Raw genomic sequence first — 16,192 nt, 5'->3', positions numbered from 1 at the left:
TGAAGGATTTCCCGATATTGTGACAGGCATACGACTGCATTCAGCACCACTACCCCTAAAGGCAGTGCTGCTTTCTCGTCATTTTCATATCAGGAAGCCAAATGAGACAGCATGGTTAGGGGAGATGTCAAACCGCTGCAGAAACTGAGTGGCCGGTCCCTCCTCGCCGGCTTCGCACGCACGCTCCTGTCCAGGGGATGGGACAAAGCGATCTGCATAGACCTGTTGCCAGGAAGACTTTTTGCCGCCGTCTCATCGCTCGCTGGGCCTACTGGGCGACCTCAAGCCGCTCGACGGGCGACGCGTCATTCGAGCTGGCGAACAGCCTTGCTTCCAGCATCGATTGCAACGGCGCAACATCTCCCCTTCGCAACGCGCCGATCGCATTTGGAATCCCAGCCGCGACACGAGCATCGGCGCGACCAGCTGCAATGGCCTGGAACTTGAACCCGATGTCGTCCCAGCTCATGGGGTTCGTAGGTTCTCCCTTCGGCGCCAACACGGTCCGCTCAAAGGTGCCCGAAGCCGTGGTGATGCGAACTCGCCCGGGAACCGCAGCCGGGAACATCAGCTCAAATTCGGGATTGACGGTCATGTGGACGCGTCCAGCGATCTCGATGGCCCTTTGGTCTGTCAGCGACTCGTTGCTCAAGGGGAGCAACGCTGGTGCGCCGCTGGTCGCGGCGACACCGAGGCAGAACGGAAGGCTGTATTGCGCTCCTTCCAGCGTACGCGGCTCCACCTCGTTGCTCAGGGTCAACGACCTCCCAAAGGTCTCCACATCGATGCTGATGATGGCTTCCGGATGAATGTCATGATCGCTCAGCAACGTGATCAGCGCGTCAATCGGCGCGTGAATCCAACGGCAGCAACTATAGGGCTTGAAATAGGTGCTGTTGATGAGCCAACTCGTTCCGAGCCCGTCGAGAAGCCGCGCGCGATCGTACCGTTCTGAACTGTCCAGAATGTCGATCGGTCCGGTGAAGCCCTGCTTGGCCAGATCGGCCGCCAGGATGCCATTGGCAGCTCCCCATGGGATGCCCTCCTTGACGCTGTTGCCTCTGAACCGGGTGTATGGAGTGGCCGACTGGCTCGGTGCCGTTGTCCCAGCGATTGAGATCGCGTGTGCGATCTGGCTCCGCGACAGCCCTCTCAGCCAACCCACCGCTGCCGCAACGGCTTGACCGCTCCAGAGGCCGCTGTTCACCGTCGGGACGCTTCGCAGATCCCGGGCAGCAGAAATACGAATGCCTATCTCATATCCGATGGCAATGGCGGCAAGCGCCCGTTGCCCATCCAAGGACGGACTGCCGAGCAGTGACAATACCCCCGGAATGATCGCTGCGCCGGGGTGGCCCGAAGCGGCGCGGTGGCCATCATCCAGGTCGAGCGAGCACGCGCAGGCCGCATTGACGAAGGTTGCCCCCGCAGCGGTCGACCGCTCTCCTGAAAACCACATCGCCGCCGGTCCATGGCCCCAGGTCGCGCTCGCTATTCGGCGCACGGCCACCGCATTTGGCGTCTCATGGCCGGCTATCGCGGCGGTCATCAAATCGAGCACGCATTTCGCCGCGCTGATCCGGGCTTCTTCTGGAACTTTGCTCGCGCTGACCCATTCGGCCAACAGCTCGGCAGCGGTGTATGTCATGCGGGCCTCCAGGGATCTTCAACATGTGTGCTGATCGGACGAGGTGAGGTAGCGCAGCCGTCCGACTCATGATTGGCAAACCGAACTCTATCGAAGTGGCACGAAGCTGGCCTTTGAGCATCTTCCGCGCGAATGGCAGCAGGAAGTCAAAGTCGAATTTTGCGAGCACCTATTCGTCGGAGTTATGGGGTTGAGCCGGATCCGCGCCGATCCTTTCAGTCGGTTTTGGCGCGGACCGTCGCGGTGTGGTGCCACTTGCCGGGCAGGCGAAGCTTTGACGAAACTCCGGCCAGCTGCTCGTACATCGCAATGAAGAGATTTGAAGCGATCACGACGGCAATCCCAGCCAGCTCGATCGGGACCGGCATCTCACGCCAGACGAGGAGACCGAGCAGAAAGGCAAAGACGAAGGTGGCGTATTCGAAGGGTGCAACGACGCTCGCCGGCGCCATCTGGTAGGCCTTGGTGAGCAGAATCTGAGCAGCGCCGCCCAGAACACCAATTGCGACGAGGATCGGCAAGTCAGTCACGCTCGGCCAGACTGCAGAGAACGGCAGTGTCGCTGCGCTCACCAATGTGCCCGAGAGCGAAAAGTAGAAAACAATGGCCATGCTCGTCTCGGTGTCCCGCATCTTGCGGATGGAGATCAATGCAAGGGCCGTAGCCACCGCACCGGCCAGCGCGAACAAGACTCCCGAGGAGAGCCCCCGGCCATCGGGATGGGCCATCAGCAGCACGCCGCCAAATCCGAAAACGACGGCAACAAGACGATGGAGGCGAATGCTCTCCCCGAGCAAGGGAATGGCAAACAGCGTAATGAACAACGGTGCTGCGTAGCCCAGCGCCGTCGCGGTCGCGAGCGGCAGCATCCCGACCGCCGTGAAGCTGAAGAAGAGGGAGCAAAGACCGGCAACGGAGCGGCGCAGATGAGCGCCCGGCCGTTCGGTGCGAAGCAGGCGATAACCTCCGAGACGCCGGACAAGCCAGAGAATCGGCAGCAGAGCGAAGAAACTCCGAACGAAGACGATCTGTCCCACGGGGTACTCGCCGCCCAGCTTCTTGATCAAGGCGAACATGACGGCGAGCACCGCTGCCGAGAGCACCTTATAGCCGATTGCCGGCAGGTGAGATGACACCGAGCTGTCTGGCACGCCCTGCCGGCTGCTGATGATCGTCATACAAGCCTCATGGTCGAGAAGCGGCCAAGATCTACGCGATACGGCGAAGCTCATCGTCCCAGGGCGCGAGCGGTGCGCTGAATGTCTCGATCACCTGTCCCTTGGAAGCCGCATCCAGTCCCAGCCTGCGCAGGTTTCGGCCGGTCTCCAGATAGTCCGTCTCGTTGACGATGGAGGCCAGATCGATGATCGACTTGATCGCGGTGGAATGGAGGCCGACCTTGACGCCGAGCTCGAACCAGGGAACCAGAACGTATGGAACGTCCTGCACAATAAACCTGTCGCGCATGTGCGTCGGCGCCATCTTGGTCGTGTTGTGTTCGACCGTCTCTCTGGCGAACTCGCCGAAACTGGCGAAGGCCCTGTCGTAGTAGCTGTTCATGATCGCCACGACAGGCTGCGGCTTGAAGCCAAATTCCCTGGCGATCGCCATTCTCTCCTTGTCGACTTCGTCGATGACGCGGGCGACCGACGTCGACATGCCTTCACGATAGAAATAGAAGTCGCCCTTTCGCGTCTCGATCCATCCGGCGTTCATCAGCGCCGGCGTCGGATGAATCACTCCGGTAATGCAAGACATGCCGATCTCGAGAACATTGCTGCGCCACTCCAGCGGCATCGGGAAGATCGCGCCAATCTCATCGCGCAACGCTTCACTGACATCGACCGGCATCGCTGCGATCGGCATGATGCTCTTGATGCCCATCACCGTCACCTTGCCATCCTGCATTCTCGAGGCGTAGGGCGCCGTGGCGGTTTCGAGGATGTACCGCGCATTGATTTGTCTGCGCGCCATGAGAGCGAAGAAGTTGCCCGTGATCGAAATGACGACATGCTTGCTGAGGTCGAACTTTGCGAGTTCGCTCAGGACGGCCTCATGGCCATATGACGGGACCGTGATGATGATGAACTTGGAGAACCGGACGACGTCGGCCATGTCCGAGCTGACATCCGGATGGAAGCGGCCCTCGATCTTGAGGCCTGCTTCCAGATAGCCGTTGCGGTCGATTGTCTCCGCGTGCCGGCGATGCGCCGGATGCGCGTATAACAGTACGTTCGCTCCTCGACTGGCAAGATCGGCCGCGAACGCACATCCGCAATTCCCGGCACCAATGATCGAAACCGACGTCTGCATGTTGCTGCTCCATGACGCAACCCAACGTAGATTCAAGTATTCTTGGAGCAGCGCGATCCGGTCAACATAATAATCCTGTAAACATACGGAAGCATCTCGCTAACGTACGCGCCTCGGACACTAATAATGGGCTAGCGGTGAAACGCATAAATGCGCGCATTGACTTGCCTTTGCAGTCAACAGATCGCCTTTATATTTGCACGACTGGCTCGCGCGCGCGGAGGCGCCGTCCTCGCTCGGTCAAGGGCAACCGCCAGGATCATGCTTCGTCCAAAGCGGGCTCTGGGACGCACCAATTCATGCAGAGAGGTGCGAAGTCACAGCCTGCAGGGAATTCGTCTCGGCGTGGCGTCGAGCTCCAAGCTCACCGCGTATGCGACAGCTGTTGCAGGTTCTCGTTCGCCTCGACCATCCCTGGAGCAAGACTGAGATGATCTGGCCCCCCGAAGCTCCACCAGGTCGCAGCCATGGCACCATACTGGGCGAGCAATGCTGCTCGACAGTTACCAGGGGTCGATTGAAGAATAAGATCGCCCCGATAACCTGCGAGTCTCAGCTGATTGAGCGCGCCGGCGAGGTTGGTTCGCTGACGAGACGGCGAAGCGCGGTTGACGTGCAAATTCCAGTCCTTCAGGTGGACGTTCACGATCCGGTTGCCGCAGGCGGCAAGGGCCTCATGCGCATCAGCGCTTGTCGAAGCTCGACATCCAACCGTGTATGTGATGCCGAACCGGTCTGCCGGGTATGGTTCGATCAGCGATGCCAAGAGCGGCGGATCGAGATCAGACTCAAGGGAGAGGACGACGCCGCAAGCCTCGAGGAGCGGCGCAAGCCGATCCAGTCCGGATCGAAGTGCCGCCGCCTCGCGGGAGGAAAGCTGTTGCCCGCCGTTCGCGAGTGGCACCACGAGGAGCTTGATGCCGATCTCAGCACACGCCTCGATCACGGCACCGAGCAGATCGAGCCTCGCCCAATGCTCACGGCCGGTGACCTTGTAGAAGGGGGATTGCATCATGAAGTCGGCGGACAGCGATGGAATGCAGATGTCGCACTCGCGACTAAGCCGCCGCATCTGATCTCGTCCGGTGGAAGACATCACAGGATTCATCAGGATCGGCTCGTCACCGATCCTCCACTCGATCAATTCGAAGCCGACTTTTTGGGCAACCGAGAATTCCTCGCGCCAGCAATCCGTGAGAAAGCCTCGTCCTCTCTTGTCAGCCGGCTCCATGAGGTCACCCTGCACAAATCCGATGCGGCTGACGATCTGCGCCTCTCCGAAAATCATATCATGGATCCTTCGACTGGACGCGCCAAAGCTTGATGACTTGCGACCGGCTGCGGCACGGAGAGCCTGCACCGCAAAGATAGGGCGACCGACCACACACTGCCACTACCAACCCTGGTAGAGGTCCGCGGTCCGGAGCGCAGTCTTCTTGTTCCGCAAGCGACGACCGCCATCTGCGGAATTGCATCACCATTCACGGATCCGTACCCGTCCTAAGGTTGCCGGCGGCAGCCGTACACGTCCAGCCCCCTATCCGGCTTGGTAGCTTCCGCGCGCGCCGGAAGCTGCTCTACTGCATCTGATGCAGCAGACACATGATGGAGATGGGAATGGTGCACAAGGCAGTCCTAGCTGGCAGCGACGAGCCTGCCGAGGAGTTCTGCAGTGTCGCAAACTCAGCTAAAAATCAGGACAAGGGCCTTGCATTCGCGACCGGCTGGAAACCGGATTCGGGGGTCGACCAATCCGCGGCGGGATGCGACCAGATGTCTGCGCCGGCTTCTACAGCCCGCGACGAAGGCCGCTCCATCTCCGTGCCTTCGAGACCACGCGTCCTGCTGGTCGGCGACAAGGGATTCACGAGCCTGCTCAAATACATTCTCGAGAGCAACGGCTTCGACTGCATGCTGACTGGCACCCTGACAGATGCGATCGCCTCCGCCGCCGCCGCGCGCCCCGGCTTGATCGCCCTGGACGATGTATCGTGCGGGGATCGCGTAGCCTTCGCGCTCGAACAGTTGCACCGGGACCCTGCAACGCAGAATGTCCCGACGCTGATCATGGCAAGCGTATCGCCTCACCTCGAGGAGGCGTGCGTCCATGCGGATCGGACAAGCTATATATTGAAGCCGTTTCTTCCGGACATCTTCATCGACCGGCTGCGTGGTCTTCTGCGCGAATCGACTTGTTCCAGTCCCAAAGTGCTTCGATTTGCCGACATTGTCATGGAGTCCGACGCGCATCGCGTCTCCCGAGGAGCGCGCTGCATTCGCCTCTGCCCCGTCGAATATCGGATCTTGCAACAGCTCCTCGAATGCCCCCGAAAGGTCTTTTCTCGGGAGCAGATCCTATCCAGCATTCGAGCACATACTCAGGAGAACGCCGTTCGCTCGATCGATGTTCATATCAGCCGCATTCGCAAGGCTCTTTGTGAACGTGGCGAGCCGAACTATATCCGTACGGTGCGAGGATTGGGCTATTCGCTCGACTTCGCCCCGGACGGACCTGCCACCTACCTTCCCCGACCTGAGCCGGTCAGCAACGCGCGAATGCTGCACCGATCGGATCGGGTAAACACCGCTCGCCGCTGATCAGGGAGCGGCTCTCGCGCTAGCCTCCAGCGAAGCTTCCGCTCGGTCGACCTCAATCCAAGGAATTGGGCGACTGGATTACGATCACGGCACACTCGCCAATGAACTTCTTTGGCGGGGCTTCAAGTCATCGCGCTCCGATGCGCAGGCTCCCCCACGCGATCTCGCTTGTTTCCGGGAAGTAGCATGCCCGGAATCGGCCGTCTCCCGACGTCTCCAACTGCGGCTTTTCGACGGAACATAGACCTTCCGCTCGCGCGCAACGCGGATGAAAGCCACAGCCCGGAGGCGGATTGGCTGCAGAAGGAACCTCTCCCACGATCTGGATCAGAGGCCGGCGGGCCCTCGGATCCGGCACTGGATAACTGTCGCGCAGAAGCCTGGTGTAAGGATGCAACGGACGGTCAAGAACATCTGCCGTCGGCCCCTCTTCGATGATGCGCCCAAGATACATGACGGAGACTCGGTCGCAGAAATGGCGGACCACCCCGAGATCATGCGAAACGAACAAGAACGACAGGCCGCGGCGTTCGCGCAGCCCCTCCAGCAGTCGAAGAATTTGCGCCTGGACCGACACATCGAGAGCAGAAACGGCCTCGTCTGCGACGACCAGTTCGGGATCCAAGACCAGCGCCCGTGCAATGCCAATCCGTTGCCGCTGCCCCCCTGAGAACTCGTGCGGGTAGCGTTCCAGTGCTTCTCGCGGCAACCCGACCTCGAGCATGGCGGCTTCCGCCTTCTCGCGGATGTCCTTGGACGAGAGTCGCAGATGAACACGAAGGGGTTCTTCCAGAGTCTGCCGGATTGTTCGGCGCGGATTGAGCGAAGAATACGGATCCTGAAACACGATCTGCATCCGGCGCCGCAACGCGCGCAAGGTGGCCCCCTTGGCGGCGCGGACATCGATGCCGTCGAATAAGATTGATCCGCTATCGGGCTCAATGAGCCGAAGAATGGTACGCGCGACCGTTGACTTGCCACAACCGGACTCGCCCACGAGGCCAAGGGAAGCCCCCTTTGGAATGCGGAAGGACACATCATCGACCGCCCGGACGCATCTGGCGCCTGAACCTCCGTGTCTCACGAAGGTCTTCGAAAGATGACGTACAACAAAGTCGCCGCTTCCCAGGGATGTCGTCATCAATGCACTCCTCCGACCGGTCTGACGGGACAGCGCACCAAATGTCCGGGATCACCTGATGATACGAGCTCTGGGTGCAGTTCGGTACAGCTGCGGTCCTTGAACGGGCAGCGGGGCGCATAGGCGCAGCCTGCTGGAACGGCAGACAGGGCCGGAACACTGCCGGGGATCGGCTCCAGACTCTCGCTGGCCCGGTCAGCTCGCGGCATGGCGCGCAGCAACGCCGCCGTATAAGGATGCATGGGCTTTGCGAACAGCGCGTCGACAGTCGCAAGCTCGACAATCTCGCCCGCATACATCACGGCAACGCGGTCGGCGATCTGCGCAACCACGCCAAGATTATGCGTGATGAACAACATCGACATTCCGTAGGCCTGTTTGAGCTCTTCGAGTTGAGTCAGCACCTGCGCCTGGATCGTCACATCGAGTGCCGTCGTCGGCTCGTCGGCCAGAAGAACCCTCGGATGGCAGGCAAGCGCCATGGCAATCATGACGCGTTGGCGCATCCCCCCCGAAAATTGATGCGGATACTCATCTAGTCGGCTCTTCGGCGATGGAATCTTGACCTCCGCCAAGAGCCGAAGCGCCTCAGCCTTGGCCTCCATGCGCGACCCTCCGCGATGAATGAGGATCGCCTCCGCGATCTGGTCTCCCACGGTCATGGTCGGATTGAGACTGGTCATCGGCTCCTGGAAGATCATCGCAATCGAATTGCCCCGGATCGTGCTCATGTCCCGCTCGGACAAGGTCACGAGATCTTGACCCTCGAACAACACCTCTCCGCCTTGGATGCGAGCACCGGCATGCGGAAGCAGCCGTAGGATGGACAGGGCCGTGACGCTCTTGCCACTGCCCGACTCGCCCACGACCGCGAGCGTCTCGTTTGGCATCAGTGATACCGAGACGTTTCGTACTGCCGGGTACCAATGGCCGCCGATTCGGAATTCGGTCCGCAGATTGCGCAGGTCGAGAGCTGGCCTAGGAAACGATGTCATGCCTGCTATTCCCCCCGCAGCTTTGGATCGATGGCGTCTCGCAGAGCGTCTCCCAGGAGATTGAGGGCGAGCACGGTCAACAGGATCGCAAGGCTCGGGAAGACCGCGAGCCACCAGGCGTCGAGGATATTGTCGAACCCTTCGCGGATCATGCTGCCCCAGGTCGGTGTCGGTGGCGGAACGCCTAGCCCGATGAAGCTCAGCGATGCTTCCGTGCGAATCGCGGAAGCCATCCATAGTGAACTCATCACCACGACATCCGAGATGAGATTGGGGAGAATATGAACCCCCATGATCCGGACGGGTCCGAACCCAAGCGCTCGGCCGGCGATCACGAAGTCCTGCTGCTTCAAGGCAATCGTTGGCGCCCGGGCAACTCGCGCAAACGGCGCGATCTCCGTGATTGCGATTGCAATGATCAGGTTCTGAAGGCTGGCGCCGAGCATCGCCGCAATCATGAGGCCGAGCAGGAGAGCTGGAAACGAGAGCATGACATCGAGCACTCCCATCACGAGCTGATCCAGCGCTCCTCCGACATAACCCGCAACGATTCCGATCGTGCAGCCGATTGTCATCGCAATCAGGATGGCGACGAAACCGACCATCAGTGAGATGCGGGCTCCATAGATCAGACGGGACAGGACATCTCGGCCGTAATTGTCCGTTCCGAACAGAAACTCCGCTGACGGCGGCTCGAGCCTGGCCACGATATTCTGCTCCAGCGGGTCATGAGGCGCGATCAGAGGCGCGAGCACCGCCACGACGATGATGAGCGCGAGGAGCAGCGCACCCAGCCAGAAGAGAGGATTTCTGGAGAAGGCCAGCCACAATCGACTGGGCTGCGACACTGCAACCGATGCAACCCCAACCGTCATTTGTATTTCACCCGCGGATCGATAAGCCCATAGGTAATGTCCGTCAGCGTATTCACGACGATGACGCAGATGGCAAAGATGATCATCAGCCCCTCGAGCAGCGTATAGTCGCGAGCGTTGAGTGCCCCGAAGATCAGCTTGCCGAGGCCGGGCCGGTTGAAGATGATCTCCGTGAGCACCGAATTTCCGATCAACGTACCGAAGTAGAGGCCAACAACGGTAACCACCGGAATGAGGCCATTGCGCAGAGCGTGTCGCATGACGAGGCGCGTGGGAGTCACTCCCTTCGCGCGCGCTGTGCGGATGTAATCCTCGCCAAGGACTCCCAGCATGGATGACCGCGTGACACGCACCACATAGGCCATCAGGATCAAGCCGAGATTCAGCGCAGGCAAGGCAAGGCTTCGTAACCGTTCGATCGGATCAGTGCTATCGGACGCGAGAACGGGGAACCATCCCAGCTGGATTGCGAATACGATGAGCAAAAGAATGCCTGACACAAACGCTGGGAACGATAGCCCGACCAACGAGACCAGCCGCGAGACGTAGTCGATCCAGCTGTTGCGGCCGAGCGCGGCGAGGATTCCGAGCGGCAGACCCAGGACGATTCCGATCACGATGGCCGCCAAGGTGAGTTGGATCGTGGAGGGCAACACCAGCAGGACCTCCTGCACGACAGTCCGGCCGCTGCTCAGCGATTGCCCGAGATTTCCGGTGAGCACCTCACCGAGAAAGTGAAGATATTGGACCTGGATCGGCTGATCGAGCCCGAGCCGGGCGCGCATCGCGCGAAGCGAGGCTTCGGTTGCCTGATCGCCAAGGATGACGGATGCCGCATCACCCGGAACGAGACGCACCAGCACGAAGATTGCTGTCAGCATCACCAGCAAGGTGGGGATGGCCAGCAGCAGCCGCTTGAAGGCAAAGCTGATCATTGGATCACCCAGCACATTCGCGAACAGAAACCAGAATGTTCGGACTGAACTCTTCTCTCCAGACAGGGAAAGTGCCTCACAACACCTCCTCCTCTTGATCGAGTGTGGCCAGCTCTCCAAGCGTCACGGGCTTGAGCGGGGGCCTGACTCGATAGAAGCCGATCTCCCCTATAGGACAATCCTGGATTTCCGCGAGGATGCGGGTGACGGTATAACCGCATTGCCGCCCCTGGCAGGGGCCCATCCCTGCACGCGTGAAGGCCTTGATCTGGTTCGGGCCGGAGCCGCCGATCTGCGCCATCGCCCGGATCTCTCCTGCCGTGACCTCCTCGCAGCGGCATACGACGGTCTCATCGGACGGACTAAAAATCCTGCCGTGGGGTCTGAACATGGTGTCAAGAAAGGGCCGCAAGACAAGTTCGCGAGCCAAACTCTTTTGAACGCGCAGCGCTTGCTTGAGCACGATCTGCTCGTCCGCATAGCCGAGCTTGACTGCCAGCCTGTGTGCTGCGAGCGCCCCACGAAATTGCGCGGCCTTCGCACCAGCAATGCCCGCGCCGTCCCCGGCAATGAAGATACCGGCTTTGGTCGTTTCACCCCATTGATCGAGAACCGGAACGTAGCAATCCTGCTCGTCACGCCATTCAACCGCGCAGCCCAGCCCCAGCGGTGCATGGACGTTCGGCACGACACCTTCATGCACAAACAGATTATCCGCGGAAACGGTCTTCTCTTGTGCATCGGCCGTTCGATAGCTGATGGATTCGATCCGGTCCGATCCGTGCGCCACGAGGTCGATGACATGACGGACGACGGGCACACGCCGGTGTCGAAGGACGGCCGTCCACGCGAGCCCTTTGAGGAGCGCCCCACTGGCACGCAGGGCCTTCGGCAGATGCCGGAGCGCCGCCCAATGACTCCCGGCCGGTGTCGTGTCCAGATAGCCGGCGATCTGACCTCCGGCGTTGAGCAACTGAACGAGGTAGAGAAGCGGCAACGGGCCACAACCAGCGACCCAGACCGGCTTGGAGGGGATCTGCCCGGCGGTCTTCAACAGGACCTGAGCGGCACCCACCGTGAGGACTCCCGGCAGTGTCCAGCCTGGGAAGGGAGCAGGCCGCTCCTGGGCGCCGGTTGCGAGGATGATGGCGCGCGCCTCGATCGTCCGGGCCTTACCATCATGGGTCACGAAGGCACGAAAACCAGGTTCGACCTGCCAAAGCTGTGTACGAGGCTCGTACCGCGCGCCGCTGGCGCGGAATGCATCGGTCGCAGCCTTTCCGTCCTGATAAGTCCTTCCAAGGATGGCGCCCCTCGGGGTCGCCGCTTGGGTTTCGACCGAGCGCCAGATCTGCCCGCCAGGCGAACTTTGATCATCCACAACCAGGACGTCAATTCCATAGCGGCGGGCTGTGATGGCCGCTGTCATGCCAGCAGGGCCAGCCCCTACGATGAGAAGATCGGTGGTGCTCATGACGGCAAGCACCGCTTACGCTGCTGGCGCTCAACCTTCATGCCCTCCTGAACCGGGGTCATGCAGGTCTGAACCGAGGCGATCCCATCCACCTGAGCGAGACAGTCGAAGCAGACGCCGATCATACAATAGGGAGCTCGCCCGCTCCCTTTGACCGGTGTGGGGCGCGACCAGACGACAGCCTGCCGGAGCAGCACAGCTGCCAGGCTTTCGCCCGGCTCCGCCGTGACAGGTTTGCCTTCGACATAGACAGTCACGGTCTCAGCGGGCTCATGCAGCTTTCGAAACATCAAAGCGACTCTGATGAAAGATATCGAGCGAATCCGGCAACTGGCCGGCCGAGATGGCATCGGCCAAGACGGTGGAATGCAGAGCTGCAAGCGTGACGCCTGAATGGCACAACGCCACGAAGGCTCCCCGGTGCTTCTGGGACTGGGCGTAGACGGGACACCCATCAGGCGTCATGATGCGCAACCCGGCCCACTGCCGAACCAATTTTGCCTCAGCAAGCCCCGGCACGATGCGAAGCGTCCGCCGACTGAGATCTGCCGCCGCGATCGCGGTCGCGGAGCTATCGAAACCGGTCTCCTCATGGGTAGCACCGATCATCACGGTGCCTTCCCGGGTCTGACGCAAGCCACTCGTCGGCAGAGGCAGAAATGGTTCAAGGCGCTCGGTCACCAGGATCTGCCCGCGTTGAGGCCGCAGCGGGATTTCAAGACCCACTTGCCGCGCCAGCGCCTGAGACCCGAGACCCGCAGCGATCAGCACGCGCGGCGCACTGACGGTCTCGTTTCCGAACGTCACCGTAAAGCCCGCCTCGCTGGGCACGATCTGCCGCACCGCAGCGTTTGGGCGCAGATCTCCACCCAGACGCAGGATTCCGGCATGAAGAGCCGCAAGGAGCTGAAGCGGATTGGCATGCCCGTCCCGCTGGCCGAAGCTGGCGCCGGCCACGTCAGGCCCCAATCGAACCTTCGGAAGCAGTTTGGCCAGTTCAGCGCGATCGAGCATCCGCCAATCCGCCTCCGCTCCGCCGAGCGGATTCTGCAGCCGCTGAAGGTCCAAGCGGCGCTTCTCGAACGCGTCATCTCCGAGGCAGAACGCCAAACCGCCATTCTGCTCATACTGAAGATCCAACGCGGCCAGATCAGTGAGTTCCGACGCAAAGTCGGACCACATGTCGACGCTACGGCGTGACAGCTGCTGATAGGCGGGCATGTTCTGGCCTTTGCCCTGTAGCCAAACAAGGCCGAAATTGGCCCGCGCCGCACGATGGTCGCGATCGTCACCGTCGAGCACGAGCACTCGGCGTTGTCTTCGCGCAAGCCCATAAGCGATCGCAGCACCGACCGTGCCCGCACCGATAACTATTATCTCAGGATGCATCAGATTTCCTCTTGCCCAATATGACGACAAAAAGAGATATTTGGTCAAAGTCGAAAATCTCTGGCTGTATTCTTCAGGGTTATGGGATGGCTCGTCAGATCAATCTCAGACAGGTCGAGGCGTTCAAAGCGGTGATCGAGAGCGGCTCGATCAGCCGAGCCGCTTTGATCCTCAACATCTCCCAGCCCGCGATGAGCAAACTGATCGCTCATCTCGAAGAGGATACCGGGCTCAGCCTGTTCGATCGCGTCAAGGGCCGCCTTGCTCCGACAGAGCGCGGCATGCGGCTTTACAAGGAGATTGATCGTATTTTTTCAGGTGTCCGCCAGGTGGAGAATGCCGTCGAGGCGATCCGCCGCGAGGAGCAGGGGCAGCTTCTTGTCGGAGTCATGCCGGCTTTGTCGCGTTCGTTCATCCAGCAGGCGACGATGGGCTTCCTTCAGCAGCATCCCAACGTGTTCTGCTCGGTCAAGTCACGCAGCTCGGAATGGATCGTGGATTGGCTGGTCACACGCAAGCTCGATGTCGGCCTTGTCAGCTCGCGGATCGACAATCCCTATGTGATCGCCGAACCGCTGACCCAGCACCCGCTCGTCTGCATCATGCCGACCGATCATCCCCTCGCCATGAAGAACGTTGTGGAGCCGGATGATCTCGACAACATCCCCTTCGTGTCTTTCGACCCTGAGAGCCAAGCCGGTCAGTGCATTGCGACGATGTTCGACGCCTACAACGTCAGACCCAACACCGTGCTCGTTGCCAATGTCTCGCCGACCCTGTGCGAATTCGTGGCAGCCGGCCTCGGCGTCGCGCTGGTGCACCCTTTGATGTTCAGCGGGCTTCAGGACCGTCTGGCCATCAGACGCTTCGAGCCCGCTTTGTCCTACGACTTCCAGCTCTGTCGAATGCGCGACAGCCGCAATGCAAGTCTGGTCGACGCCTTCCTCCAGCAGGCGCGCACGACGGCCGCACGGCTCTCCCAGGAGTCGCTCAGCGCGGCATAAGCGTCGTCGCCTCGGTGATCGGCGGAGCGAGGTTCATGGCTCCTTTGAGCTCATAGCCGTAGTTGACACGCTTGCTGTGCCCCCAGACCTGCTGAAGCTCAAACAGCGGAACAGAACAGACGGCGTCGTGGATCTTGCGCTGAGCCTCCTTCCACAGCTCCTGCTGCCGCTCCACACTGCCTTCCACCCGCGCCGCCTGTATGTCTGCGTCCGCAACGTCGCAATGGGAGAAGTTGGCAACCGCCGTCGGCTTTCCAATGCTCGAGCTCGAGTGATAGAACTCGGTCAGGTACGTGTCGGCGACCGGAAATCTGGCGGCGCCATAAAACACCAGAGCGCTGGCATTGCCGCGAATCTGGCTCTGATAGGTGGCGTGATCGACAACGCTCATATCCAGCTTGATACCGGCCTTTGCGAGCTGGCGCTGAATAATTTCCATTGTCGGCAGGATAGCCGAGATGTTGGACACCACGACCTTGAGCGTCAGGCCATTTGGGTAGCCCGCTTCGGCCAGAAGTGCCTTGGCCTTCACCGGATCGTAAGCATAAGCCCCTGATGAACAGTCCTCTCCGATATAGCCCGGGGGCACGACCGAGCAGCCTTTCAGACTGACGCTCTTACCGACAAACTGCACGAGATCGTCGAGATTGACCGCAGCGGCGATTGCCTGTCGGACTTTCAGGTCATCGAGCGGCGGAATACTGCTGCTGATGTGAAGCGTTCGAAACTCTCCTGGACGGAAGACATCAACGACCATGTTGCCGCGCTGGCGGGTCATATCGACCCAGCGTTGCTCGCGCCGGCCTTGGATGACGTCGAGCTCTCCAGACGCAAAGGCGAGCTCGCGGGCGCTGTCGGAGGGGATCGTACGGTACATGATATTGCTGATCTGCGGCCGGCCGCGGAAATAGCCCTCGTTTGCGACCAGCTTCACATGCCGCTGCGTTTCATGCTCTGAAAACGCAAACGGACCCGTACCGACGGGATTGGAGGCAAACTTGTCTCCGAGCTCCTCCACTGCTCTTTTGCAGACAATGTTTCCGCCGTGATAGTTGGACAAGCGGCCGAGGAAATTCGGATCTGGATACTTCAGGGTCATGCGAACGGTGGACCCGTCTACCTTGGCGATGCTCTCCACCGCGGAGAAGTCTGCAGCGAAGCTCGATCGGCTGGGGTCTGCGGCACGTGTCAGCGAGTAGACGACATCATCTGCGGTGAGGCTGCCCCAGTCGCCGTGAAACTTGACGCCCTTTCGGAGGAAGAAGGTCCAGACTCGTCCGTCTGGGGACGTTTCCCACCGCTCGGCGAGATCGGGCTCGAGATCCTTAGGGTCCGCGCTCCCTGGCTTGAATCGAACCAGGCCGTTGAACATCAGGCCGATCAGCGGCTTGTCGGTGCTGGTCGTCGCACGATGGGGGTCGAGCGTGGTAATGTCCGATCCACCGGCCCCGATTTGCAGGGTGGTCCCCGGGGCTTCCGCTGCAGACACATCACCGGTCGCGTTCACCGTGACGGCGATGCAGAAAGCCAACATATAGACGTACTTCATAGAGACGTACTTCATAGAGACGTACTTCATCCGGTGCCTCGCCCGTTGCCCACGCATCAGGCTGGAAGAGTCCTGCATCTCTGTCAAAGTCCGAAATCAAGGAGACCTATTCTTGGGCGTTATGGGCTAATGGCGAAGCTCAACCGCGACCCAAAAGTTCGAGTACCAGGACCCAGGCGGCGGCAGCGACTGCAGACCCGGCGAACCATCTACCCGGAGTGCGTCGCCTCCATCCGGAACGGCCCCCATGAGAGCGTGAGCATAGCTCCGT

14 protein-coding genes are annotated in these 16,192 nt (G+C 60.6%); 2 read left to right on the top strand and 12 right to left on the bottom strand.

The genetic code is table 11. The features are described from left to right. Positions 1-268 precede the first annotated feature (268 nt). The 4 genes from ACQR1E_RS31455 to ACQR1E_RS31440 form a co-directional block, all read right to left on the bottom strand. Positions 269-1,648: an MmgE/PrpD family protein gene (locus ACQR1E_RS31455; RefSeq protein ID WP_316171862.1), complete on the bottom strand. Its 1,380-nt coding sequence runs from the start codon at positions 1,646-1,648 to the stop codon at positions 269-271. 215 nt (positions 1,649-1,863) lie between these two features. After that, the gene (locus ACQR1E_RS31450; RefSeq protein ID WP_315754299.1) at positions 1,864-2,826 is read right to left on the bottom strand and encodes a DMT family transporter; all 963 of its coding nucleotides are present in this window, start codon (positions 2,824-2,826) and stop codon (positions 1,864-1,866) included. A gap of 31 nt (positions 2,827-2,857) precedes the next feature. Beyond that, complete coding sequence (locus ACQR1E_RS31445) at positions 2,858-3,961, bottom strand: NAD/NADP-dependent octopine/nopaline dehydrogenase family protein (protein WP_315754296.1); 1,104 nt, start codon at positions 3,959-3,961, stop codon at positions 2,858-2,860. Between the two features lie 364 nt (positions 3,962-4,325). Continuing rightward, a complete protein-coding gene (locus ACQR1E_RS31440) occupies positions 4,326-5,249 on the bottom strand; it encodes a sugar phosphate isomerase/epimerase family protein (RefSeq protein ID WP_434885781.1) in 924 nt (307 codons plus the stop codon). A gap of 329 nt (positions 5,250-5,578) precedes the next feature. On the opposite strand from ACQR1E_RS31440, the gene ACQR1E_RS31435 reads away from it, so the two are divergent. Further along, complete coding sequence (locus ACQR1E_RS31435) at positions 5,579-6,559, top strand: response regulator transcription factor (RefSeq protein WP_315754292.1); 981 nt, start codon at positions 5,579-5,581, stop codon at positions 6,557-6,559. A 127-nt stretch (positions 6,560-6,686) separates the two neighbouring features. Here ACQR1E_RS31435 and ACQR1E_RS31430 read toward each other — a convergent pair whose 3' ends face one another. The 7 genes from ACQR1E_RS31430 to ACQR1E_RS31400 all read right to left on the bottom strand — a co-directional run bounded on the left by ACQR1E_RS31430 (position 6,687) and on the right by ACQR1E_RS31400 (position 13,368). Beyond that, positions 6,687-7,700, bottom strand: coding sequence for an ABC transporter ATP-binding protein (locus ACQR1E_RS31430; protein WP_315754290.1), 1,014 nt, complete (start codon positions 7,698-7,700; stop codon positions 6,687-6,689). Continuing rightward, positions 7,700-8,695 carry an ABC transporter ATP-binding protein gene (locus ACQR1E_RS31425; RefSeq protein WP_315716419.1) on the bottom strand — a complete coding sequence of 332 codons (996 nt, stop codon included), beginning with the start codon at positions 8,693-8,695 and terminating at the stop codon, positions 7,700-7,702. Before ACQR1E_RS31425 ends, ACQR1E_RS31430 begins: the two co-directional genes overlap by 1 nt. Before the next feature lie 5 nt (positions 8,696-8,700). Beyond that, on the bottom strand, positions 8,701-9,570 hold the full coding sequence (locus tag ACQR1E_RS31420) for an ABC transporter permease (RefSeq protein ID WP_315716420.1): 870 nt from the start codon (positions 9,568-9,570) through the stop codon (positions 8,701-8,703). Continuing rightward, positions 9,567-10,505 carry an ABC transporter permease gene (locus ACQR1E_RS31415; RefSeq protein ID WP_315754288.1) on the bottom strand — a complete coding sequence of 313 codons (939 nt, stop codon included), beginning with the start codon at positions 10,503-10,505 and terminating at the stop codon, positions 9,567-9,569. The genes ACQR1E_RS31420 and ACQR1E_RS31415 overlap by 4 nt, the downstream gene beginning before the upstream one ends. A gap of 76 nt (positions 10,506-10,581) precedes the next feature. After that, positions 10,582-11,979, bottom strand: coding sequence for an FAD-dependent oxidoreductase (locus tag ACQR1E_RS31410; protein WP_315754286.1), 1,398 nt, complete (start codon positions 11,977-11,979; stop codon positions 10,582-10,584). Next, on the bottom strand, positions 11,976-12,269 hold the full coding sequence (locus ACQR1E_RS31405) for a (2Fe-2S)-binding protein (RefSeq protein WP_315716423.1): 294 nt from the start codon (positions 12,267-12,269) through the stop codon (positions 11,976-11,978). The genes ACQR1E_RS31410 and ACQR1E_RS31405 overlap by 4 nt, the downstream gene beginning before the upstream one ends. Further along, on the bottom strand, positions 12,250-13,368 hold the full coding sequence (locus tag ACQR1E_RS31400; protein ID WP_315754366.1) for an NAD(P)/FAD-dependent oxidoreductase: 1,119 nt from the start codon (positions 13,366-13,368) through the stop codon (positions 12,250-12,252). The genes ACQR1E_RS31405 and ACQR1E_RS31400 overlap by 20 nt, the downstream gene beginning before the upstream one ends. Before the next feature lie 20 nt (positions 13,369-13,388). Here ACQR1E_RS31400 and ACQR1E_RS31395 point away from each other — a divergent pair, with 20 nt between their 5' ends. Beyond that, entirely contained in the window at positions 13,389-14,372 is a 984-nt protein-coding gene (locus ACQR1E_RS31395; protein WP_315754364.1) for a LysR substrate-binding domain-containing protein, read from the top strand. Here ACQR1E_RS31395 and ACQR1E_RS31390 read toward each other — a convergent pair. Then, a complete protein-coding gene (locus tag ACQR1E_RS31390; protein WP_434897983.1) occupies positions 14,359-15,951 on the bottom strand; it encodes an ABC transporter substrate-binding protein in 1,593 nt (530 codons plus the stop codon). The two genes, ACQR1E_RS31395 and ACQR1E_RS31390, sit on opposite strands and share 14 nt — an antisense overlap. Positions 15,952-16,192: the final 241 nt, after the last annotated feature.

Source organism: Bradyrhizobium sp. HKCCYLRH1030, from assembly GCF_051168395.1.
In the GTDB taxonomy this organism is placed as follows: Bacteria; Pseudomonadota; Alphaproteobacteria; order Rhizobiales; family Xanthobacteraceae; genus Bradyrhizobium.
Note: the sequence above shows the minus strand (reverse complement) of the source record. Positions and strands in the feature narration are given on the sequence as shown.